The following is a 20,876-nucleotide window of genomic DNA, read 5'->3' on the forward strand; positions in this document are numbered from 1 at the left end:
GGCACGTATCACTACATCCACCGATGAACCACTAAGAAACTACCCATGGTTTGCAGCAGGCCCGCTGCCAACTGCGGCCGCTCACCGCATTGTCGGACCATCCGCGTACGTCGCGAACGGGGACCATCCTCCGCTTTGCGATGGGCAAATCTGATGCCGCCCGCTAATTCACGAGGGATCACGGGAGGGGCCTCGGCACAAGGGTTGCATATGACACCGCTATTCCGCTCTACCGCAGTGGGGATCTTGTCGGCAAACCCATCGTTCGGGCGTAATCAGTGGTGAGGATTTTCAGCGTTGCCTCTTCAGGGTGAGGACGGTCTTGACGATGACGGTCATGCCCTTGGTCTGGTGCACGATTTTCGGAAGATCTGCCAGGACTTCAGCCATGCAATGCCGCGTTCCACGGGAGGCCGGGCCTGGTCAGGCGTAGTAGGCGCACAGCGCCGCGTTGGCCGTATCACCGTTCATCTGCAGTAGTTGGGCGCGGCCGGTGAAGTAGTTGTGGACGGCCAGTGCGGCCGCCGCTCCCTCTCCCGCGGCCATGGCGATGCGTCGCACCCCGCGGTACCGCACGTCTCCGGCGGCGAAGACCCCCGGCACGCTGGTGGCGTACGACGGCACGTCCGGGCCGACGTCGGTACCCGTGGCCACGTACCCCTTGGCCAACTGGACGTTTGCGCTCTGCAGCCATTTGGTGTCGGGGTCGGCGCCGATCAGCACGTAGACCGCGCGCACCGGCAGGGTCTCCAGGGGCTTGTTGGGCGTCCGCAGCCGCACGTCGGTGAGCCGCCCGTTCGTGCCCACGTACTCGGCGATCTCGGTCTTCTCGCAGACCTTGATGCCGGACTGCTTCATTCGCGCCACCAGTTGCCGCAGCATCGCGGAGCCTTCGAGGGTGCCGCGGACGACCAGGGTGACCTTGGTGGACTTCTGCGCGAACATCAGAGCGGCGCGCCCCGCGGTGTCGCCGGCACCCACGACCACGACCGAGTCGTCCTTGGAGACCTGTCCGGCGTCCGCGGGCAGGGCCATGTAGTAGACGCCGCGACCCTCGTAGTCGCCCTCGTGCTTCCCACCCTGGCGGCGGGCGGCCACTCCGCAGGCCACCACCACGGCCGCAGCGCTCAGTTCGACCGAACGGCCGTCGTCGTGACGCGCTGTCACCCGAAGTCGCCTGAGCGAGGACTGCCCATCGCCGGCGTCGCGGTTCTCTAGCGTCGACAGACTCCCGCCTCGGCCCGGCAGGCGGGGAGCCACTCCACTTTCATGTTCAGGGCCTGGCGCAGTCCTCGCTGGGCCAGCTCACCGGCGACGATGCCGTCGGGAAAGCCGAAGTGGTTGTCGATGACATTGACGGCGGTGCCGGCCGCGCCGCCGGGCGCCTCGTTCTCGACGATCAGCACCTTGTGGCCGAACAGGCCGGCATGGTTGATCGCCGCCGTCAGCCCCGCCGGCCCGCCGCCGACCACGACCACGTCGTAGTCGGTGCCGCCGCTGTATCTGGTCAGGTGCAGCGCCTCGGCCAGAGTGATCAACGGCGGGTTCTGCAGCTCTCGCTCGCCGATCCTCAGGATGACCCTCCCCTGCCCCTGGGGGCCGCCCTCGACGGCGAACGGGATGCGGTTGAGCAGCAGGAAACGGACCACGCGGTACACGGCGGCATCGCGGCGGTCGCCTTTGACCAGTACTTTCTGCTCATCCTCGGGGGCCGTGTCGTAGAGCATCCGCTCCAACCGTCGAGTCGTCCGGCGAACCGGCGGACGACGGCGGTCGACGGGTGATGCTCGGCATCCCCACCCTGCGCCGCCGTGCGCCCGAAACTCCCGCCGGAGGCCGTCCGTGAGCCCGCTGCCCTCCCCCAGAGCTGAACGCCTGGGGGGACCCCCATCGATTCCCGCCCTCGTCCGCACCCGCGTCCGGGCAGCCATACGCCGCCCGTCCCGCCTCACCCCCGAGGAGGCCGAGACACGCACCCTGCTGCTACGCCTGTGCTCGCTACTGCTGCAGTACCCGGACACCGAACTCACCGCCGCCCGGCCCATGCTGACGGCCACCGTCGAGGCCCTGCCACCCTCACCTGCCGCCGCGGACCTGGCCGACTTCACCGCCTGGCTCACGGGCGAGGAGACGGACGATCTCGAGCGGCACTGCGTCGAGATGTTCGACCTGCGCCGCAAGAGCAGCCTCTACCTCACTTACTACCTGCACGGCGACACCCGCCGCCGGGGCATGGCCCTGCTCACCTTGAACCAGCGGTACAAGGCCGCGGGCTGGGACATTGACGGGGGTGAACTGCCCGACCACCTGCCAGTCGTGCTGGAGTTCGCCGCCCTGGCGGGCCCGAGTGGCGGCGAGGCACCGCTGCGCCAGCACCGCCGCGGGCTGGAGCTGATCCACCGGGCGTTGGCCGACGCCGACTCGCCGTACCGGCACGTCCTGGCCGCGCTGCTCACCCTGCTGCCGCCGCCCACCGAGGCGGACCGCGCGGCGGTGGCCCAGCTCGTCGCCGAGGGCCCGCCGAACGAGGAGGTCGGCCTCGATCCCTACGGGACGTACGGGGAGGGGGAGTTCGCCCCTCCGGGCACGTTCGTACCGCCGATGGCCGCTCCGCCGACCCGTGTGCCGTCCGCCAACCCGACCACCAGCCGTATGGAAGGCACCCGATGAGCGCCGCATCCCTGTCCCCGTCGGCCGCCGCGTCGGTGAGCGGCACCGACCTCCTGCTGTGGGTCGCCATCCCGTACATCGGCCTCGCGGTGTTCGTGGTCGGGCACATCTGGCGCTACCGCCAGGACCAGTTCGGCTGGACCACGCACACCAGCCAACTCCTCGAACACCGCTGGCTGCGCTGGGGCAGCCCCCTGTTCCACCCTGGACGGCGAGGCCGCCCCGTACCCGGCGGCGTACCGAAGGTCGCCCTCACACGTCGCCGGTGTCCAGCCGTCGGGCCGCGTCGAGTACGTGCCGCGGCAGCTTGGAGCGGGCGTCCAGCACCTCGATGCCGATCAGGACGCCGTCCGCGTCGAAATCGAGGTTGATCATTCCGTTCACCTCGGCTCGGGCTCGTGGATCAGTACGTGAACATCGCTTGAGGGCCGGGCGTGGACTGCTCGCCGAACGCGTTCGTGACGACGACGGGGACGGTGCCCAGGATCCCCAGGACGGGTGGGATGACCACGAGCAGGTGCGGTGAAGCCGGTATCACGCTGAGAGCGCCGACTCCGTTGAAGGTGACAGTGGTTGCCGAGTCCAAGCCGCGGCCCGTGATCATGGCTTTGCCGCCGTTCGCCAGCACGCCCAGAGCGGTGTCCGGGCTGATGTCGGAGACGACGGGCGGGTTCACGCCGATCTCGATGGAGAGCTCGTCGAGGACCGGTGCGATCGGCAGCGCCAGCCCGACGGCGGCGGTCGGATTGCTGCTGGTGCTGCTGGGCTTCATCTCGTCTCCCTGCACGAGCAGCCCGATGACGTCGTCGTTCGCGTTGACCAGAACAGAGCCCGAGTCGCCGTGCCACAGAAAGAGCCCTCCGAAGGGGAAGGTGTCCACGCGGAGGCGCTCGATTCCGACCTCCCCAGGGTGCATATGGGCGACGATCACGCCACTGGTGAGCCCTGTCGCGCGACCGCGCTTCCTGACGGCATTCCAGACGTGATCACCGGGTGGGGCGGTGGACGAGCCGGGGAGGGCTCCTATGTCGAGCACGGAGCAATCGGGACTTCCTCTGCCTGGGTCGGGTTCGAGGATGGCGCAGTCCCAGTCCGTCCCTTGCAGTTCGACGATTCCCAGGAGTGTGGACTGTGGAGCTCCCGGGTGCGGCTGGAACATCTCGATGCCGGGAGCGGGGGTGACGTGGTTGGCCGTGAGCAGTCGCCTTGCTCCGTCGCTGCGTCGCTGTGCCACGGCGCCCAGAGTTCCGATATGCACCTGGAAGGGGTCCTCCCAACCGATGGAGACACCGCCGCGAGGCGCCTGGAAGAAGGCCGTGTCGTTGAGGAGCGCGAGCGGCTCGGGGTGGCTCTCGACGACATCGGTCGCGTATCCCTCCCACGTCCGTGGGATCATCGCTTTCAGGGGGAGCTCGGTGGGCGGGCGCTTGTCCGGGACGTAGACGATCAGCGCGAGCTCTTCGACGTAGGTGCCGCCGATCCGCTTCAGACCGACCCCAAATGCCACTTCGGTCGGCAACGCGGGTGCGTAGGCGTCTCTCATTGAGTCCAGGGCCTCGTATGCGCCGGGCGGAATGGGGAAGGGTTCTCCGGGCCGCAGCATCTGAATCCTCCGTTCGGCCGAACGGACCACCGCTTCTTCCAGTGTGCCGAGGTCTTTCAGGCGGGGCGACTTGATCTCCGCCCTTGAGCGATCGGGGGGAAATCCTGAACGGTCTTCCGAGCCGGACTCTGCATCAACGGCATAGAGCGGCTACCGACGAAATGCGGCTCGTCAGGTGACGGAATGCCGGTCGCGGGTCAGCAGTCTGGGCGGCCGGCTCGTGTCCGACGACGTTCGCGCCGAGGCGGATTCCCAGTTTGGGAACCTGGGACCTGGAGAGGGTTTGGTTTTCCGGAGGTCCTCAGTGTGCGGACCGGGTCCGCTGAGATGGTTGCGCCGTTCGCGACCTTCCTCGTCGTGCCGGGAGCCGCGGTGAACGATTTCTCCAGAAGCCGGAGCAGCCGGTGGGCTTCTTTGGCCAGGAGCTCGGTGGGCCGACGGCAAGTTGCCCGGTGGATGCGATTGTTCACCTCCTCGGTGAACTGGCGGACAGAACGGCGTGTGCACTGGGCGTTCAGACCGTGGCGACCATCCATCCGAAGGAGTTGTTCAGGAATCGGGGGATCTTCTGCCACCCGGTCTTGATGCTGCCCCACGTCCAGACGTCGATGTCGATCCAGTTGGTGCCATCCGCCTGGACGAAGGGGCCGGTCATGAGCACGTTGGCTCTATTCACGGGTTGTGAAGCCCGTTGTTCACGGGTTTGGGAGGCGCCCAGATCCACGGTCGGGTGATGTTCACGACAGGCGACGGTGACGACGCCGGCCTCGCCTTCGCCTGCGGTTTCCTCCCGCTCCCCCTGCAGCAGCCGTTGGCCGACGATCAGGACTCGTGGCTCGGCCGCATCGACCCCTGCTACCAGAACAGTCAGTGACTGACGGAACCTGCGGCAAAGCAGCAGGACCGGAGATAGGTTCCTGGGCATGCGCTACTTCAGCTCGGATGTCCTCAGCGTCGCCGACGAGCTCACGGTGGCATACGTCGAGATCTTCGCCGCACCGCCCTGGGAGCACCGTAACGCCAAGGCGACCCGGGCGGCATTCCGGGAGCGGCTAGAGGCCGATGCGCACCGTCCCGGTTTCCGTGCCGTGCTGGCCGTGTCGGACGATGGTGTGGTGGACGGCTTCGCCACGGGCTGGACCACCCAGGCCCCGTTCCGCACCGACCGCGCCTACGGGAAGGTGACCAGACGGCTTGGCGCCGACCGGGTCAACGAGCTGCTGGTGGGTGCCTTCGAGGTCGACGAACTGGGAGTACGTCCACACGCCCGCAGCACCGGTCTGGGTCGGCGGCTGCTGTCCGCCCTCACCGCCGACGCCACCGTGTGCGGCGGTCGGTCATGGCTGCTGACCTGGTACCAGGCGCACGACACGCTCGCCTTCTACCGCCGCATCGGCTGGCAGGAGCCTGATCCACTGCCGGGCAGCGAGACGGACATCGTCGTGTTCCTGTCCCCGAGCTGACTCTCCAACTCCTCGTCCTGGATACGGACAGAGTAGGAGGCGCGAAAGCGCGGTAGGCGGGGCAGGGGCCTTAGAGGTCCTAACAAAGGCGTTGGACGTGTCGGTGGGTGATGAGGCAGGTGGCGAGGCCGAGAAAGGCTTCGTGGATGTCCCGGTCCGGTTCGGCATACACGGCGACACTTGCGATACCGGCATCCCGGCAGGCCCGGGCCACGCGGACTGCGATCTCACCGCGGTTGGCGACGAGCACCTTGCGCACGATGGTCCATCCCCTCTGCTGGCTTGGAGGTCGGTCGAAGGAAGACAGGTCGAGGGCACGGCGACAACGGCCGGAGCCCTCGGGAAGCGGGGCGGTCAGCCCTGCCAGGGACGGCGGGCGGCATCCCCTACGGGCGCCGACCGCCAGCTCAGCGGGGTGCCCGCCGCGTGCCGGGTGCCCGCCCTGCGCCAGCGCGGAGCCGGCGCCCGGCACTGCTCGGCGACGGCGGCCGCGTCGGCGCCGTACGCGGCGCGGTGGAGCAGTACCGCGGTGAGCGCGGCCAGTTCGGCCGGGCCGGCGGTACCCCTCTCGACGCGGATCAGCGGTTCGGAGGACGCGAACGGGGCGAAGGGAGCGGTGGTCATGCGAGGACTCCTCACTGGGGCGGGTTTCCGTGCTTGCGGGAGGGCAGTTCGGCGTGCTTGGCCCGGAGCATCGCCAACGACCTGATCAGCACCGCTCGCGTCTGGCGCGGGTCGATGACGTCGTCGATCAGGCCGCGTTCGGCGGCGTAGTAGGGGTGCATCAGCTCCGCCTGGTACTCGTCGATCTTCTGCCGGCGGACCAGGTCCGGATCGTCGGAGGCGTTGATCTCCCGGCGGAAGATGACGTTGGCGGCACCCTCCGCACCCATGACCGCGATCTCGTTGGTGGGCCACGCGAAGGCGAGGTCCGCGCCGATGGAACGCGAGTCCATGACGATGTAGGCGCCGCCGTACGCCTTGCGCATGATCAGGGAGATGCGCGGCACCGTGGCGTTGCAGTACGCGTAGAGCAGCTTGGCGCCCCGCCGGATGATGCCGTTGTGCTCCTGGTCGACGCCGGGCAGGAAGCCGGGAACGTCGACCAGGGTGACCAGGGGGATGTTGAAGGCGTCGCACAGCTGGACGAACCTGGCGGCCTTCTCCGACGACTCGATGTCGAGCACGCCGGCCATGGCGGCGGGCTGGTTGGCCACGATGCCCACGACATGCCCGTCCAGCCGGGCGAACGCCACGACGATGTTGGGCGCCCAGCCGGCGTGCACCTCGAACGACTCGCCGTCGTCGACGATCTCCTCGATGACGGCCCGTACGTCGTACGAGCGGCTGGCGTCGGCCGGCACCAGGTCCAGCAGGGCGTCCGTGGTCCGGTCCGCGGGGTCGGCGGTCGCGACGACCGGAGACGTCTCGCGGTTGTTGGAGGGGAGCAGCCCGAGCAGGAACCGCACGTCCTCCAGGCAGCCCTCCTCGTCGTCGTAGGCGAAGTGCGCGACGCCGCTCGTGCCGGCGTGCACGTCGGCGCCGCCGAGGCCGTTCTGGGTGATCTCCTCGCCGGTCACGGCCTTGACCACGTCCGGCCCGGTGATGAACATCTGCGAGGTCTCCCGGACCATGAACACGAAGTCGGTGAGCGCCGGGGAGTAGGCCGCGCCGCCCGCGCACGGGCCGAGCATCACGCTGATCTGCGGGATGACGCCGGAGGCGCGGGTGTTGCGCTGGAAGATGCCGCCGTAGCCGGCCAGCGCGGTGACGCCCTCCTGGATGCGGGCGCCGGCACCGTCGTTGAGGCTCACCACGGGAGCGCCGGCGGCCTCCGCCATGTCCAGGATCTTGTGGATCTTCTGGGCGTGCGCCTCGCCGAGAGCGCCGCCGAAGATCCGGAAGTCGTGCGCGTAGACGAAGACGGTCCGGCCGTCGACGGTTCCCCAGCCGGTGACCACACCGTCCGTGTAGGGCTTCCTCGCCTCGAGGCCGAAGCTGGTCGCGCGGTGCCGGCGCAGCGGCTCGACCTCGTTGAACGACCCCTTGTCCAGAAGCAGTTCGACACGTTCCCGGGCGGTCAGTTTGCCCTTGGCGTGCTGGCGTTCGGTGGCCGCGGGGTCCGGTCCCGCCAGGACCGACTCCTTGACGGCTTCCAGTTCGTCCAGGCGTTCCTGGATCGTGTTGCCGGTGGTGGGCATGGTTTCCCCCTCCTTGACGAGGCGTGGCGTGGCGTGGCGAGATGTGACGAGGCGTGGAGTGGCGTGCTGTCGGCCGGCTTCGGCGTGGCGGTCAGACGGTGGTGACGGAACCGACGGGGCCTTCGGCCTCCGCGAGGAGTTCCAGAGCCCGTGCGACGTGGTCCCCGTCGTGCGTGGTGTGGGCGGGCACGTCCGGCGCGATCCGGCGGCACAGACCGGACAGGACCTTGCCGGGGCCGACCTCGAGGATGTGGTCCGTCCCTTCGCCGGCCAGGCGGGTCACCGACTCGGTCCACCGCACCCGTCCCGTCAGCTGGCGCCGCAGGGTGTCGACGACCTCCGCCGCGCTGGTCACCGGCGCCGCCGTCACCGCGGAGATCACCGGGACCGCCGGGTCACGGAACTCCGTGCGCAGCAGGGCCTCGGTGAACTCCTGCTCCACCGGGGCCATCAGGCTGCTGTGGAAGGGCGCGCCGACCTTCAGCGCGAGGGCACGGGTGGCGCCCGCCGCGCGTGCCGCGGTGATCAGCTCGTCCACCGCCTCGGCCTGGCCCGACACGACCGTCTGGGCGAACTCGTTGTCGTTCGCCACCTCGACGACCTGGCCGCTCAGTTCCCGCACGGCGGCGCACAGGCCCTCCACGGTCCGCAGGTCAAGACCCATGACCGCGGCCATCCGGCCGGGCACCCGCTCGTTGACGGCGGCCATCAGCCGGCCGCGCAGCCGGACCAGCCGCAGGGCGTCGAGCCAGTCCAGGACGTCGGCGGCGACCAGTGCGGCGTACTCGCCCAGGCTGTGGCCCGCCACCAGAGTGGGGCGGACCCCGTTGCGCAGCAGTACGTCGAGGGTGGCGACGCTGGTCAGGAGGATGGCGGGCTGGGTGACGGCCGTGTCCGCGAGGGTGTCGGCCGGGCCCTCCCAGCACAGCTCGCTGAGCGGGAGACCGAGCAGCTCGTCGGCGGGCCGGTAGTAGGCGTCGAGCAGGTGGGGCCAGCGGGTGACGAGTTCGCGGCCCATGCCGACGCGCTGTGAACCCTGCCCCGGGAAGACGAAGGCGGTGGTGGTCATAGGTGTGTCTCCTTCACGCGAGTGGCCGTGGTCGGGTGCGCCGTCTCCGACGTCGTCTCCCATGTCGTCTCCGACGTCTCCGTCATCTCCGCCAGGACGCGGGCGGCGTCGGCCTCGTACAGCCACCGGGCGGGCAGCGGGCGGACCGGGCAGGGGTCGGCGGGGGTGCCCCGGACGGCGACGGCGGCCGAGTGCGCCGGACCGCCGGGCAGGTCGAGGACGGTCCAGCGCGGCGGCCTCAGCCAGCCGCCGCGCCCCGGCGTGCCCAGGTAGTCGGCGCGCGGGGGGCGTTGGAGGCCGGTTCCGATGCCTTTGAGGTAGGCCTCCTTGCGGGCCCACAACTGCCCGAAGGCGGCGCCCAGCCGGTCCTGCGGCAGGTCCTCCAGTTCGGCGCGCTCGCCGGGATGGAGCCGGGGCGCGCAGACCTGCGCGGTCCGCGCCGGGGGCGTCCGCTGGACGTCCACTCCGACCGGCACCGTGGCCACCGCCACGAGGGCCTTTCCGCCGCTGTGGGACAGCGAGAAGTGCACGGCGGGTCCGTGGCCGCGGTCGCCGGGGCCGGGCCGCAGCACGGGCCTGCCGTGCGGTCCGCCGCACCCATGGCAGGGCTCACGGCCGTACGCCACCTCCCGCGGCGCGAGCCCGAGGGTGGCCGCGAGCAGCCGGCGCAGGGCGATGTGGGCGGCGGTGTAGAGCAGGGCGTCCCGGGGCCGCAGGAACGAGGCGGCACGGGCGCGCTCCTCGGCGTCGAGTTCGTCCACGGCGAGCCGGAGTCCCGCGGCCGGCGGTGGCGGCAGCCGCACCAGCCAGAGGCCGACGGCGACACGGCCGTCCGGGCCCGCCTGCGCCGCCCGCCGGGGGGACCGGGTGCCGTGCGAGGCCGCACGTGGTGACATCGGGGGGTCCTGCCCTCGCCCCGTCATGACGTGCCCGGTTCGGGGGTACGCCGCGGCAGGACGCCGGTGACCGAGACGGCCAGGCCCGCCACGCCGACGGCGGTGATCAGCAGGAGCGCCGGGTGGTGGCCGGCGAGGACGTCCGCGGAGGACGCGCCCGGCCCCGGCCGGTGAGCCGACATCAGCGCGGCCACCAGGGCCAGCGTCAGCGCGGCGCCGAACTGGACGGCGGTCTGGTAGACGCCGCTCGTGCTGCCGGGTTCCCCCTTCGGGGCCGCGCTCAGCGCCTGCATGTGCAGGGCCGCGAAGCACAGGACGAAGGCCAGGCCCAGCAGCAGCAGCGTGGGCAGTACGTCGGTGGCGTACCGGGTGGGCACCGACGCGCGCAGGTACAGGGCGTAGCCGAGCGGTGGGGCCAGGGAGCCCACCGCGATCAGCCGGTGCGCCCCGAACCGCTTGACCAGCCGCCCGGAGTACGCGGCGGAGATCGTCAGCGGCAGGGCGGCGGGCAGCAGCGCCAGTCCCGTCCTGGCCGGTGACCACCCCAGCACGGTCTGGAGATGGAAGGTGAGGACGAACAGAAGCCCCAGATAGGAACCGTTCAGGGCCGCGGCACCGAACGCGGATCGCCGCAGGGCCGGTCGGGCCAGCACCCGCAGCGGCAGCAGCGGATGCGCGGCCCGCCGCTCCCTGGCCACGACCAGGGCACCCAGTGCGGCGGCGAGCGCGAATCCGATGAGGGTCCCGGGCGCGCCCCAGCCGTGTCGGGGTACGTTCCCGATCCCGTACACCAGCGCCAGCAGGGCGCCGGGCAGGCCCAGTGCGGTCGGCAGCTCGTACGGACGGCCGCCGTCCGCCCGGCCCCTGCCGGGCTGGTCCGGGACGAGACGCAGTCCGACCAGGAGCAGCACGGCGGCGACGGGTGCGGGGAAGGCGAACGTCCAGCGCCAGCTGGCCTCGGTCAGCAGCCCCGAGAGGACCAGTCCCAGGGAGAAGCCGCTCGCTCCGAAGAGGCTGTACACCGAGACGGCCCGGTCGCGGGCGGGGCCCTCCGGAAACGTACTGGTGATGATCGCCAGTCCGGTGGGGGCGGTGAGCGCCGCGCACACCCCCTTGACCACGCGGGTGGCGATCAACAGCCACGCGGCGTCGGCCAGCGCCCCGGCCAGCGAGGCGACGGCGAAGACGGTGACGGCCGCCAGGTACACCCGGCGACGCCCCAGTCGTTCCACGAGCCGGGTGCCGAACAGGATGACAGCCCCGAAGCCCACGGCGAAGCCGCTCATGACCCAGTGCAGCGAGGCCGGGTCCGCCCCCAGGTCCCCGCCGATCGACGGGAGGGCGACCACGGCCACCGACACCTCCAGGGCGTCGATGAGCATGTTGCCGGCCAGTACGAGCAGCAGGCCCCACTGGCGCGGGGTCCAGCGTCCGGCCCCGCCGCCCGCGCCCGGCCGGCCGGCGACCGGTGCCGCTGTCGTCGGTCCCATGGTCGGGCCCCCCTCTCGTCTCGTCACGTCTGTCCGTCCGCCCGTCCGCCGGCTCGCCCGTCCGCCCGCCCGCTCAGCCGACGAGGGTGCCGCCGCTGGCGTCGACGAAGGCGCCGGTGATCCAGCGGGCGTCGTCGGACGCGAGCAGCGCGACGATGTCACCGACGTCGCGGGGTTCGCCCACCCGGTTGAAGACCGACAACTGGGCCATCTGCTCGACGACCTCCGGGATGTCGAAGACCGGGTTGCTGTTGCGGGTGATGCCCGGCGCGACGCTGTTGACCGTGATGCCGCGCGGTCCGAGGTGCTTGGCGAAGTGCAGCGCGAGCATCTCGACGGCGCCCTTGCTCATGGCGTAGGCGATCTCCTGGGGGTTGGCGACCTTGGTCAGTCCCGTGGAGATGTTGATGATGCGACCACCGTCGGGCATGATCGTCAGCGCGCGCTGGATGATGAAGAACGGTGCCTTGGCGTTGACCGCGATGACCCGGTCGAACAGTTCCGGAGTGGTGTCCTCCGGGGACACGCCCCCCATCACGCCGGCGTTGTTCACCAGGATGTTCAGGTCGGTGGCGCCGGTGCGCTCCTTGAGTCCCTGCTCGACGCCGAGGAACAGCTCGTGGACGTCTCCCGGGACGCCGAGTTCGGCCTGGACGGCGAAGGCCCGGCCGCCCTCCTTCTCGATCGTGCGGACGACGTCGTCGGCCGCCTCCTGGTTGCTGGTGTAGTGGACGGCGACGAGTGCTCCTTCGCCGGCGAGGCGCAGGGCCGTCGCCCGGCCGATTCCTCGGCTCGATCCCGTGACCAGTGCGGTCTTCCCGGTCAGCGTTCCCATCGTGGTCCTCCTGTGGTTGCCGTAGTCGGCTGATGTGGCGGGTGTCTTGGTCGGTGTGCCGGTCGCGGCGGTGGGCCGGCCGGGTGAGGTGGCGGGAGTGGCGGCCGGGGCGCCGGGCGGGGTGCCGAACCAGCGGTGCAGGGCCGCGGTGAGTTCCGCGGTGAGTTCCGCGGTGCCGGACGTCGCCGCCCAGGCGACGTAGCCGTCCGGCCGCAGCAGGAACGCGGCGGTGTCCGTGACGCCGGCGAGATCCTCGCCGCGCCGCGGCCGGGCCGGGGCCAGGGACACCCGCCCGGTCCAGGGCCGCAGTGCGGCGGCCCACTCGGCCCGTCGACCGGTGTCGCCGGAGAGGTCGAGCAGGACGCCGTGGCCCGTCCGCAGCAGCTCGGCCACCGTGGCGCCGCCCTCCGGCGTGGTCAGGGACAGCGGGGGGAAGCGCCGGCCGAGCAGCGGATGGCCGCCGTCCCCACCACCGCCGTCCCCACCGCCGCCGTCCGCACCGCCGGTCGCGCCGTCGTAGGTGATGTCCAGGCCCGCGATCATCGCGGCGAGATGGGACCGGGCGGGCGGCAGGGAGACCAGCTCCCCGAACACCTCGCGGACGGCCTCCACTTCCGCGCCGCCCAGCAGCAGCCGGGCCTGGGCCTTGATGTTGCTCAGGACGCGGCGGCCGACCGGGTGGCGTTCGCCGTGGTAGGAGTCCAGCAGGTCCTCGCCGCCCCGGCCGGTCACCGTCGCGGCCAGCTTCCAGCCGAGGTTGACCGCGTCCTGGAGCGCCAGGTTGAGGGCCTGCCCGCCGATCGGCATCTGCCGGTGGGCGGCGTCCCCGGCGAGCAGGACGCGGTCCCTGCGGTACTCGGTCACCTGACGGGAGGCGTCGCCGAAGGAGTTGGCCCACAGCGGGGTGCCGTGGCCGATGTCCTCGCCGGTGACCCGGCGCCAGACTGCGGCGATCTCGCCGAAGTCCGGTTCCGCGGTGCGGGGCCGGGCCGGGCTGCCGAACTCGTGCACCATGACCCGGGTGACGCCGTCGGGCCGGCGGGCCGCGATCGCGAGCCCTCGCGGCAGCCGCTGGAAACGCCGGCCCGGGATGTCGATGCCCGCCACGTCGGCCCGCAGCAGTTCCCGCTCGGCGTCCGCGCCGGCGAAGTCGAACCCCGCCAGCCGCCGTACGGCGCTCTGTTCCCCGTCGCACCCCACGACGTACTCGGCGTGGACGCGCAGCGACCCGTCGGGGCCGAGCACCTCGGCCCCGACATGGTCGGCGGCGGTCGTCAGCCCGCGCAGCTCGTGGCCGCGCAGCACCTGCGCGCCCAGGCCGGTGCTCCACTCCCACAGGACCCGCTCGACCTCCGCCTGGAGGATCTTCCACTGTCCCGGGTGGGTGCCGGGCAGCGTCAGGTCGAGCGGGATGCCGCCGAAATGGCCCATCGGCTCGTTCGGCGGAGTGCCGAACCCGTCCAGCAGGCCCCGGGCGTCGAGCGTCTCCATGGTCCTGGCGTGCAGGGTCGAGGCCCGTGACTCGGTGGTGGGGGTCTCCAGCCGCTCCACCACGAGCACCTCGGCGCCGCCCAGCCGCAGTTCCCCGGCGAGCATGAGCCCCGCCGGGCCGGCTCCGACCACCAGGACCTGGGTGCGCAGGGTGACGGACATGGTCAGCGCGCCTCGGCGTGGGCCTTGGCGTGGCCCAGCGTGGCCCGGCTGTTGGTGCTCAGCGCGGTGCGGACGTACTCCCGGGCCTCGGCGACCCCGGCCTGCGGGCCCAGGATCTTGGTGATGTTCGCGGTGTTGAGGACCACGGTGTGCTGGGAGGAGGCCGTCGTGCCGTCCGCGTCCTCGGTGAAGGTCCAGTAGCCGGTGTGCAGGGTCATCAGCGCCGGCAGGGTCACCTGCTTGTAGGCGATCTTGCGGCCCTCGAGGCAGACCCGGTAGGACTTGGTCAGGTGCGTGGACCCGTCCTTGGCGCGGGTCTCCATCTCCAGCGTCTGAAGACCCGGCACCTCCTCGTCGAGACGGACGGAGGCGACATGGGGGAGGCGCTCCTGCCACAGGTTCGCCTCGTTGATGAAGTCGTACGCGTCCTTGGCCGGGCCGTCGATACGGATGCTGTCCTCGAAGGAGAACGTCACCTCCTCGGCGGCGTGGGCGAGTTCGACGTTGGTCTTCAGCGCGGACAGTTCGGACCGCGAGTTGCGGTCGACCGCCTCGTCGATCCACCTCAGGCCGTCCGGGTCGTCGTCGACGGCACGGTAGTCGTGCAGCAGACGGATCCGGGACGTGTCGGCGCCCTGCGGTTCGATGATCCAGGTGCCGCCCATGGCGGCCACCGGCGGTGTGGAGACCTCCTGGCGGAACTCGATCCGCAGGCCGGCCGGGTCCAGGACACGGCGGGAGGTCCAGTTCTTCGCCTCGCCGTTGGCGGTGGCCCAGATGCGGATGCGCTCGGTGTCCCCCGCGCGCTCCAGGTGGTCCACGTAGATGGTCGGCGGGAAGATGCGGGGCCAGTTCTCGACCTCGGCGATCAGACGGTAGACGGCAGCGGCCGGAGCCGAGACCGTGATCTCGTGCTCCACCTCGCGCAGGCCGGGCTGCGACATGCTCAGGCTCCTTGGAATGGGTGCGTGGTCGGCGGACAGGGCGGACGGGCTCAGAAGTTGCCCAGGCCGCCGCAGACGTTGAGTGCCTGGGAGGTGATGGAGGCGGCCGGGTCGGAGGCCAGGTAGCCGACCAGGCCGGCGACCTCCTCCGGAGTGGAGTAGCGGCCCAGCGGGATCTTGGCCTGGAACTTCTCGAGGATCGCCTCCTCCGTGGCGTCGTACGCGGCGGCGTAACCCGCCCGCACCCGCTGCGCCATCGGCGTCTCGACGTATCCGGGGCACACCGCGTTGACGGTGATCCCGGTGGGGGCCAGCTCGTTGCCGAGCGCCTTGGTGAAGCCGACGACGCCGTGCTTCGACGCGGAGTACGGGGCGCCCAGGACGACACCCTGCTTGCCCGCGGTGGACGCGATGTTGATGATGCGTCCCCACTCCTTGTGGCGCAGGCCGCCTGTGTTGAGGACGGCGTTGGTGAGGCGGAAGACGCTGTTGAGGTTGGTGTCGATGACGTCGTCCCACAGCTCTTCGGCTATGTCCGCCGTGACGCCGCCGCCGCTGCGGCCTGCGTTGTTCACCAGGATGTCGACGGTGCCGAAGCGGTCGACGGCTGCCTGGACGAAGGCGCGCGCCGAGTCGGTGGAGCGCACGTCGAGGGTGGTGCCGTCGGCCTCGATGCCCTCGCTCTGGAGCTGCTTCACCGTCTCCGCCACGTTCTCGGCGTTGCGCGCGCCGATGAACACCTTGTGCCGCGCGCTGCCGAGGACGCGGGCGACGGCGAGGCCGATCCCGCTCGTGGCGCCGGTGATCAGGGCGACCCGGCCGTTCTGCTCGGTCATGTACGTCTCCTTGTTGCGGGGAGGGTTGAGGAGGAGGAAGGGGCGGGGCCCGTGGACGGTCGGGGCCGGGGGGGAAGCGGGCCGCCTGATCGGGGGATCAGGCCGGGTCAGGGGGTCAGGCCGCGGCGGTGTCCACCGAGAGCAGCTCGTTGACGGCCTCGACGAGGGCCCGCGGCGTGGTGATGTCGGAGAGGTTGACGTCGTCGAGGCTGACGCCGAACTCGCGCTCGATACGGCCGCCCGCCTCCAGGAGCGCGAGGGACTCGTAGCCCAGTTCCTCGAACCCGGTGTCGGAGATGTCGGCGTACAGGTCGACGCCTTCTTCCGCGCCCGCGCTCTCCAGCAGGATGCGGCGCAGGTCGTCCAGGGTGAACGTCCGGTCGGACATGTCGACTTCCTCCAGTGCTGACGGTGCTGAGGGTGGTGTGTGCTGTTTTCGGGGCCGGGGTGCCGGCCGGGGCGGCGGGTCAGCCCGCGGCGCGCACGACGACCGCGGAGTTGAAGCCGCCGTAGCCGCGGGCGATCACCAGCGCGGACCGCACGGAGGCCGTGCGCGGCGCTCCCGTGACCAGGTCGAGGTCGTACTGCGGGGCGAGTTCCACGTGCGTGGTGGGCGGGATGACACCGTCCTGGATCGCCAGCAGAGCGGCCGCCACGTCGAGGGGCGCGGCGCCCGAGTAGAGCCGTCCGGTCATCGTCTTGGGCGCGGTGACGGGCACCGCGCGCGCACCGAAGACCTCGTTGACGGCCTCGGCCTCGACACGGTCGAGGTCGGGCACGGCCGCCGCGTCGGCGAAGACCACGTCGATGTCGCCGGGTGCCGTACCCGCGTCGTCGAGGGCGGTTCGGATCGCCTGGCGCAGGCCCGGCCCCCGGCCGCTGCCGGGCTTCGGGTCGAAGGTCGCGCCGTAGCCGGCGATCTCGCCGTAGATCCGGGCGCCACGGGCGCGGGCCGTCGCGAGGTCCTCCATGATGAGGATCGCGCCGCCCTCGCCCGGGACGTGCCCGGCGGCGTGCGGGTCGAAGGGCAGGTACGCCCGCTCCGGGTCGTCCTCCTGGCTCAGCCGTTCGCCGGCGAGCTGGGCGACCCAGCCCCACGGGCAGATCGAGGCGTCGATCGCGCCGGAGACGATGAGACGGGTGCCCTTGCGGATCTGCCGCCGCGCCTGGGCGAGGGCGTCGAGGCCGCCCGCCTGGTCGCTGACCACGACCCCGCTGGGGCCCTTCATGCCGTTGCGGATCGAGATCTGGCCGGTGTTGACGGCGTAGAACCAGGCGAACGACTGGTAGGCGCTGACGTACTGGCCGCCCTTGCTCCACAGCTTCTGGAGTTCGTTCTGCCCGAACTCGAAGCCGCCGGAAGAACTGGCCGTGACCACGCCCATGTCGTAGGCGTTCAGTTCCTGCGGCCTGACCTTCGCGTCCTCCAGCGCCCAGTCGGTGGCGACCAGCGCCAGCCGGGTCATCCGGTCCGTCTGCGGCAGGAGCCGGCCCGGCAGATGGTCCTCGGCGACGAAGCCGGGCACCTCGCCCGCCAGCCGCGCCGGGTACTGGTCCGGGACGAAGCGGGTGACGGGCCCGATGCCGCTCTCGCCGCGGAGCGTGGCCGCCCAGAAGTCCTTGGTGCCGAGGCCGTTGGGAGCGGCGATGCCCAGGCCCGTGACCACAACCGGGGTCGTCATGCGATGCTCCTGTCGGGTCGTGCCAGCACCATGGCGCTCTGGAACCCGCCGAACCCGCTGCCGACGGTCAGGACCGTGTCCGTGTGCCACTCCCGCGCCGTGATCGGCACGTAGTCGAGGTCGCACTCGGGGTCGGGGGTGTGCAGGTTGGCGGTGGGCGGCACGACGTGGTTCTCCATGGCCAGCGCGGAGGCCGCGATCTCGATGGAGCCGATCGCGCCGAGCGAGTGGCCCACCATCGACTTGATCGAGCTGACCGGCGTCCGGTAGGCGTGGTCGCCGAGGCTCCGCTTGAACGCGGCGGTCTCGTGGCGGTCGTTCTGCTTGGTGCCGGAGCCGTGCGCGTTGATGTAGTCGATCGAGTCCGGGCTCATCCGCGCCTCGTCGAGGGCGACCCCGATGGCCTCGGCCATCTCGGCGCCGTCGGGGCGCAGCCCCGTCATGTGGAAGGCGTTGCAGCGGGAGGCGTAGCCGGCGATCTCCGCGTAGATGTGTGCCCCGCGGCGCTTGGCGCTCTCCAGCTCCTCCAGGACGAACACCGCCGAACCCTCGCCCAGCACGAAGCCGTTGCGGGTCCCGTCGAAGGGGCGCGAGGCGTGCTCGGGGTCGTCGTTGCGTGAGGTCGTCGCCTTGATGGCGTCGAAGCAGGCGACGGTGATCGGCGAGATCGGGGCGTCCGAACTGCCCGCGATCATGACGTCCGCGGTGCCCTCCCGGATGATGTCCACGGCGTGGCCGACCGAGTCGAGCCCGGAGGTGCAGCCGGTGGAGACGACCGTCGAAGGGCCCTCGGCACCCACCGCCCAGGCCACCTCGGCCGCGAAGGAGCTGGGCACGAAGTGGTTGTAGAGGTGCGGCACCGCGTACCGGTGGTCGACCAGGTCCAGCCGCCCGCCGTCGCTGACGACCCGGTACTCCTGGTCCAGTCCCGTGGTGGCGCCGACCGCGCTGCCGATCGTCACCCCGGTGCGGTAGGGGTCGAGTTCGGCCAGGACGATGCCGCTGTCGGCGACGGCCTCACGGGTCGCCACCACGGCGAGCTGCGCCGCCCGGTCCATACGGCGGATCTCCTGCGGGCTCAGCCCGTGTTCCTCGGGATCGAAGTCGATCTCCGCGGCGACCCGCGACCGGAAGGAGGAAGGGTCGAAGAAGGTGATACCCCTGGTCGACGTGCGGCCCTCGCTCAGCAGATTCCAGAAGTTCTTGGCGCCGATACCGCCCGGAGCGAGGACTCCGATTCCGGTGATGGCGACACGACGGCCGGTCACGAGGAAGCTTCCCAGTGGTAGAACGACTTGGCCATGGCATCGGCGGGCGAACGCCAGGTGGCGGGGTCGTACGCCTGAATGTACGGCTTGAGGTCCTCGCTAATCTTCACGAAGCGCGGATCCGTTTTCGCTTCCTCGATTATCTCTCCACCGTTGTCGGTCTCGAATTCCTGGAGATGGAAATAGAGGCCCTTGTAGAGGAACAGCTGGCGCCGGCGGGTCCCCATGATGTGCGGCATTTCCGTCCCGTCGAACTCCTGGAACAGCCGGGCGACGTCGTAACGCGCACCGGGTTCCATTCTGGCGACGATAAGTGTGCTGTGCATGCTCTTTTTCTTCTCCTTCTCGGCGAGCAGGTTCCGGGATCCGGAACGGCCCCGGAGGGCGGATCGGGAGGCGGTCAGCGCAGCCGGTTCGCCCGGGAGGGGCCGAACCAGCGCTCCAGCGCCATGGGAAGGTCGTGGTGGCTGCCGGGGGCGGCCCAGGCGACGTACCCGTCCGGGCGGACCAGGACGGCGGCCGTGCCCGCCAGCGGGCTCCCCGCGGGCACGCCGACCGGCGTCCCCGTCACGATGTCCACGCGGTCCGCCCACGGCAGCGCCCGCTCGCGCAGGGCGGCGGTGTCCTCCAGGTCGAGCAGCACGCCGCGGCCCGGGGTGAGCAGGTCGAAGCTGGTGGTGCGCTGCGAGGTCGAGGCGGTCGTCAGCTCCAGCCGCGGCATGCGCCGGCCGAGCAGGGGATGCGCGCCGGAACCGACGTCGTAGTGGATCTCCAGGCCACTCACCATGCCGGCCAGGTGACGGGCCACCTCCGGATAGGCGATCAGCTCGGAGAGCACGTCGCGGACCGGCTGGACCTCACCGCCGCTGAGGAACAGCAGGCCCTGTGCCCTGGTGTTCATCAGGAGGCGCCGGCCGACCGGGTGGCGCTCGTCGTGGTACGTGTCCAGCAGGGCCTCGGGGGCCCGGCCCTGGACGACCGCGGCGAGCTTCCAGCCCAGGTTCACGGCGTCCTGGATGCTCGTGTTCATGCCCTGTCCGCCCGCGGGCAGGTGGATGTGGGCCGAGTCCCCGGCCAGCAGCACCCGCCCGTCGCGGTACCGGGTCACCTGGCGCGTGGCGTCGCCGAACGCGCTGACCCACACCGGCTCGCCGTGCGAGATGTCGACGCCGGTCAGCCGCTTCCAGGCCGCCGCGACCTCCTCGTACGCAGGGGCCTCGGTGCGCCGCTGCGGGGGCGTGCCGCGCTCACAGACGATCAGGCGGGTGATGCCGCCGGGAAGGTGACCGACCATGACCATGCCGCCCGGCAGGGTCTCGCCGATCATCCGCGGCTCCAGCTCGAGCCCCCGCACGTCGGCGAGGTACATCTCCAGCGTGGCGGCCGTGCCCGGGAAGTCGAAGCCGACGGCCTTGCGGACCTTGCTGCGGCCGCCGTCACAGCCGACGAGGTACTGCGCGCGCAGCTCGTGCACACCGTCGGGGCCCTGGACCTCCACGAGCGTGCTGTCGCCGTCGTCCTTGACGGAGAGCACCTCGTGGCTTCGGCGGATGTCCGTGCCGAGGTCGGTGACCCACTGCTCCAGGACGGTCTCGGTGTGGGACTGCGGCACGGTCTTCGCCGCCTGGTGGGCACCGTCGAGGATGCTGAAGTCGACGGGCAGGCCACCGAAGTGCCCGAAGTTGCTGACCTCGATGTCCTCGAACCGGGAGAGCAGACCGCGCTGGGCGAACACCTCCATCGTGCGCGCCGTGAAACCCAGTCCGCGCGACTCGCCCGTCCGTTCGGCCAGTCGCTCCAGAAGGACGACGTCGACTCCGGCGAGCCGCAATTCGCCGGCGAGCATCAGCCCTGCCGGGCCGGCTCCCACGACTATGACTTCGGCGTCCATGCCACTCTCCTCGGTCATCCTCGGCAAATTCCACAAAATTCCGTGTACGGCATCCGTGTGCTGCACCCGTGTACGGCATCCGTGCGCTGGATCGGTGTGCTGAATCCATGGGCCCGACGGTGCGAGTCGTCCCGGTGGGGATCGATGGCCGTCGGGTAAGGCGTCCCTGGGACTGCCTTCGGAAGCCAACTGAATAGTCCTTCAAACCGACCGACCGGTTCAAGGTGATTCAGAGGGAACCTCGTCATGACTCTGCGAAGTTTCGTCAGGTCTTTGTGAGGTGAGCCCGCAAAGATTGCGGAATGGTTTCCGCCGAATTGAATCCGGCGCACCACCGGGCGCCGGATCGCTCCGGCGCCGGGGGAGGGGAGGGAC

General features: G+C 70.9%; 20 protein-coding genes and 4 pseudogenes. 4 read left to right on the forward strand and 20 right to left on the reverse strand.

The features are described 5' to 3' along the window. Positions 1 to 291: 291 nt before the first annotated feature. The 3 genes and pseudogenes from BM536_RS42135 to BM536_RS00850 all read right to left on the reverse strand — a co-directional run. Positions 292 to 419 (reverse strand): annotated as a pseudogene (locus BM536_RS42135) (IS5/IS1182 family transposase); the annotation flags it as partial. Between the two features lie 4 nt (positions 420 to 423). Further along, positions 424 to 1,167: an NAD(P)/FAD-dependent oxidoreductase gene (locus BM536_RS00845; protein ID WP_073497522.1), complete on the reverse strand. Its 744-nt coding sequence runs from the start codon at positions 1,165 to 1,167 to the stop codon at positions 424 to 426. A 47-nt stretch (positions 1,168 to 1,214) separates the two neighbouring features. Beyond that, positions 1,215 to 1,727 (reverse strand): FAD-dependent oxidoreductase, encoded by a 513-nt coding sequence (locus tag BM536_RS00850; protein ID WP_073497521.1) that lies wholly within the window; start codon positions 1,725 to 1,727, stop codon positions 1,215 to 1,217. A 115-nt stretch (positions 1,728 to 1,842) separates the two neighbouring features. On the opposite strand from BM536_RS00850, the gene narJ reads away from it, so the two are divergent. Continuing rightward, a complete protein-coding gene (gene narJ / locus BM536_RS00855; protein WP_079275178.1) occupies positions 1,843 to 2,670 on the forward strand; it encodes a nitrate reductase molybdenum cofactor assembly chaperone in 828 nt (275 codons plus the stop codon). After that, positions 2,667 to 2,879 (forward strand): annotated as a pseudogene (locus tag BM536_RS00860) (respiratory nitrate reductase subunit gamma); the annotation flags it as partial. The gene narJ and the pseudogene BM536_RS00860, both read left to right, overlap by 4 nt. Before the next feature lie 43 nt (positions 2,880 to 2,922). Here the strand turns inward: BM536_RS00860 and BM536_RS00865 are convergent. The 3 genes and pseudogenes from BM536_RS00865 to BM536_RS40640 form a co-directional block, all read right to left on the reverse strand. Further along, positions 2,923 to 3,057 (reverse strand): annotated as a pseudogene (locus BM536_RS00865) (DUF2283 domain-containing protein); the annotation flags it as partial. 16 nt (positions 3,058 to 3,073) lie between these two features. Then, on the reverse strand, positions 3,074 to 4,273 hold the full coding sequence (locus tag BM536_RS00870; protein WP_107439530.1) for an IPT/TIG domain-containing protein: 1,200 nt from the start codon (positions 4,271 to 4,273) through the stop codon (positions 3,074 to 3,076). A 514-nt stretch (positions 4,274 to 4,787) separates the two neighbouring features. Then, positions 4,788 to 4,928, reverse strand: a complete 141-nt coding sequence (locus BM536_RS40640; protein WP_158086479.1) for a hypothetical protein — start codon at positions 4,926 to 4,928, stop codon at positions 4,788 to 4,790. Between the two features lie 78 nt (positions 4,929 to 5,006). Here BM536_RS40640 and BM536_RS00875 point away from each other — a divergent pair, with 78 nt between their 5' ends. Together BM536_RS00875 and BM536_RS00880 are read left to right on the forward strand one after the other, a co-directional pair. Next, a complete protein-coding gene (locus BM536_RS00875; RefSeq protein WP_425444589.1) occupies positions 5,007 to 5,147 on the forward strand; it encodes an NUDIX hydrolase in 141 nt (46 codons plus the stop codon). Between the two features lie 49 nt (positions 5,148 to 5,196). Continuing rightward, positions 5,197 to 5,736 (forward strand): GNAT family N-acetyltransferase, encoded by a 540-nt coding sequence (locus BM536_RS00880; RefSeq protein ID WP_073497515.1) that lies wholly within the window; start codon positions 5,197 to 5,199, stop codon positions 5,734 to 5,736. A gap of 148 nt (positions 5,737 to 5,884) precedes the next feature. Here BM536_RS00880 and BM536_RS43815 read toward each other — a convergent pair. From BM536_RS43815 to BM536_RS00950, 14 genes and pseudogenes are all read right to left on the reverse strand, one after another. After that, a pseudogene (locus BM536_RS43815) lies at positions 5,885 to 5,995 on the reverse strand (biotin carboxylase N-terminal domain-containing protein); the annotation flags it as partial. A gap of 95 nt (positions 5,996 to 6,090) precedes the next feature. Continuing rightward, positions 6,091 to 6,360 (reverse strand): acyl-CoA carboxylase epsilon subunit, encoded by a 270-nt coding sequence (locus BM536_RS00890; protein ID WP_094102365.1) that lies wholly within the window; start codon positions 6,358 to 6,360, stop codon positions 6,091 to 6,093. Between the two features lie 11 nt (positions 6,361 to 6,371). Beyond that, entirely contained in the window at positions 6,372 to 7,937 is a 1,566-nt protein-coding gene (locus BM536_RS00895) for an acyl-CoA carboxylase subunit beta (protein WP_073496220.1), read from the reverse strand. A 91-nt stretch (positions 7,938 to 8,028) separates the two neighbouring features. Further along, a complete protein-coding gene (gene fabD / locus BM536_RS00900; RefSeq protein WP_073496230.1) occupies positions 8,029 to 9,006 on the reverse strand; it encodes an ACP S-malonyltransferase in 978 nt (325 codons plus the stop codon). Next, on the reverse strand, positions 9,003 to 9,902 hold the full coding sequence (locus BM536_RS00905; protein WP_094102366.1) for a 4'-phosphopantetheinyl transferase family protein: 900 nt from the start codon (positions 9,900 to 9,902) through the stop codon (positions 9,003 to 9,005). Before BM536_RS00905 ends, fabD begins: the two co-directional genes overlap by 4 nt. A gap of 23 nt (positions 9,903 to 9,925) precedes the next feature. Then, on the reverse strand, positions 9,926 to 11,392 hold the full coding sequence (locus tag BM536_RS00910; RefSeq protein WP_094102367.1) for an MFS transporter: 1,467 nt from the start codon (positions 11,390 to 11,392) through the stop codon (positions 9,926 to 9,928). A gap of 73 nt (positions 11,393 to 11,465) precedes the next feature. Then, positions 11,466 to 13,880 (reverse strand): SDR family oxidoreductase, encoded by a 2,415-nt coding sequence (locus BM536_RS00915; RefSeq protein ID WP_094102368.1) that lies wholly within the window; start codon positions 13,878 to 13,880, stop codon positions 11,466 to 11,468. Positions 13,881 to 13,882: 2 nt separating this feature from the next. Next, positions 13,883 to 14,824, reverse strand: coding sequence for an aromatase/cyclase (locus BM536_RS00920; protein ID WP_073496228.1), 942 nt, complete (start codon positions 14,822 to 14,824; stop codon positions 13,883 to 13,885). 50 nt (positions 14,825 to 14,874) lie between these two features. Then, positions 14,875 to 15,660: a 3-oxoacyl-ACP reductase FabG gene (gene fabG, locus BM536_RS00925; RefSeq protein ID WP_073496216.1), complete on the reverse strand. Its 786-nt coding sequence runs from the start codon at positions 15,658 to 15,660 to the stop codon at positions 14,875 to 14,877. A gap of 115 nt (positions 15,661 to 15,775) precedes the next feature. Then, complete coding sequence (locus BM536_RS00930; protein WP_094102369.1) at positions 15,776 to 16,048, reverse strand: acyl carrier protein; 273 nt, start codon at positions 16,046 to 16,048, stop codon at positions 15,776 to 15,778. 79 nt (positions 16,049 to 16,127) lie between these two features. Next, positions 16,128 to 17,342 carry a ketosynthase chain-length factor gene (locus BM536_RS00935; RefSeq protein ID WP_073496215.1) on the reverse strand — a complete coding sequence of 405 codons (1,215 nt, stop codon included), beginning with the start codon at positions 17,340 to 17,342 and terminating at the stop codon, positions 16,128 to 16,130. Next, positions 17,339 to 18,610: a beta-ketoacyl-[acyl-carrier-protein] synthase family protein gene (locus BM536_RS00940; protein ID WP_073496213.1), complete on the reverse strand. Its 1,272-nt coding sequence runs from the start codon at positions 18,608 to 18,610 to the stop codon at positions 17,339 to 17,341. The genes BM536_RS00935 and BM536_RS00940 overlap by 4 nt, the downstream gene beginning before the upstream one ends. Then, a complete protein-coding gene (locus BM536_RS00945; protein WP_073496211.1) occupies positions 18,607 to 18,936 on the reverse strand; it encodes a TcmI family type II polyketide cyclase in 330 nt (109 codons plus the stop codon). The genes BM536_RS00940 and BM536_RS00945 overlap by 4 nt, the downstream gene beginning before the upstream one ends. Positions 18,937 to 19,010: 74 nt before the next feature. Next, complete coding sequence (locus tag BM536_RS00950; RefSeq protein WP_073496209.1) at positions 19,011 to 20,501, reverse strand: FAD-dependent monooxygenase; 1,491 nt, start codon at positions 20,499 to 20,501, stop codon at positions 19,011 to 19,013. Positions 20,502 to 20,876 lie beyond the last annotated feature (375 nt).

This window comes from Streptomyces phaeoluteigriseus (assembly GCF_001896135.2).
Classification (GTDB): Bacteria; Actinomycetota; Actinomycetes; order Streptomycetales; family Streptomycetaceae; genus Streptomyces; species Streptomyces phaeoluteigriseus.

Bases quoted from the DNA above. Each gene is read 5' to 3' on its own strand.
- BM536_RS00915 (WP_094102368.1), bottom strand. From the start codon at position 13,880: ATGTCCGTCACCCTGCGCACCCAGGTCCTGGTGGTCGGAGCCGGCCCG.
- BM536_RS00950 (WP_073496209.1), bottom strand. From the start codon at position 20,501: ATGGACGCCGAAGTCATAGTCGTGGGAGCCGGCCCGGCAGGGCTGATG.
- BM536_RS00935 (WP_073496215.1), bottom strand. From the start codon at position 17,342: ATGACGACCCCGGTTGTGGTCACGGGCCTGGGCATCGCCGCTCCCAAC.
- BM536_RS40640 (WP_158086479.1), bottom strand. From the start codon at position 4,928: ATGACCGGCCCCTTCGTCCAGGCGGATGGCACCAACTGGATCGACATC.
- BM536_RS00890 (WP_094102365.1), bottom strand. From the start codon at position 6,360: ATGACCACCGCTCCCTTCGCCCCGTTCGCGTCCTCCGAACCGCTGATC.
- BM536_RS00910 (WP_094102367.1), bottom strand. From the start codon at position 11,392: ATGGGACCGACGACAGCGGCACCGGTCGCCGGCCGGCCGGGCGCGGGC.
- BM536_RS00930 (WP_094102369.1), bottom strand. From the start codon at position 16,048: ATGTCCGACCGGACGTTCACCCTGGACGACCTGCGCCGCATCCTGCTG.
- BM536_RS00870 (WP_107439530.1), bottom strand. From the start codon at position 4,273: ATGCTGCGGCCCGGAGAACCCTTCCCCATTCCGCCCGGCGCATACGAG.
- BM536_RS00945 (WP_073496211.1), bottom strand. From the start codon at position 18,936: ATGCACAGCACACTTATCGTCGCCAGAATGGAACCCGGTGCGCGTTAC.
- BM536_RS00850 (WP_073497521.1), bottom strand. From the start codon at position 1,727: ATGCTCTACGACACGGCCCCCGAGGATGAGCAGAAAGTACTGGTCAAA.
- fabD (WP_073496230.1), bottom strand. From the start codon at position 9,006: ATGACCACCACCGCCTTCGTCTTCCCGGGGCAGGGTTCACAGCGCGTC.
- BM536_RS00920 (WP_073496228.1), bottom strand. From the start codon at position 14,824: ATGTCGCAGCCCGGCCTGCGCGAGGTGGAGCACGAGATCACGGTCTCG.
- BM536_RS00875 (WP_425444589.1), top strand. From the start codon at position 5,007: ATGTTCACGACAGGCGACGGTGACGACGCCGGCCTCGCCTTCGCCTGC.
- BM536_RS00880 (WP_073497515.1), top strand. From the start codon at position 5,197: ATGCGCTACTTCAGCTCGGATGTCCTCAGCGTCGCCGACGAGCTCACG.
- BM536_RS00895 (WP_073496220.1), bottom strand. From the start codon at position 7,937: ATGCCCACCACCGGCAACACGATCCAGGAACGCCTGGACGAACTGGAA.
- BM536_RS00905 (WP_094102366.1), bottom strand. From the start codon at position 9,902: ATGTCACCACGTGCGGCCTCGCACGGCACCCGGTCCCCCCGGCGGGCG.
- fabG (WP_073496216.1), bottom strand. From the start codon at position 15,660: ATGACCGAGCAGAACGGCCGGGTCGCCCTGATCACCGGCGCCACGAGC.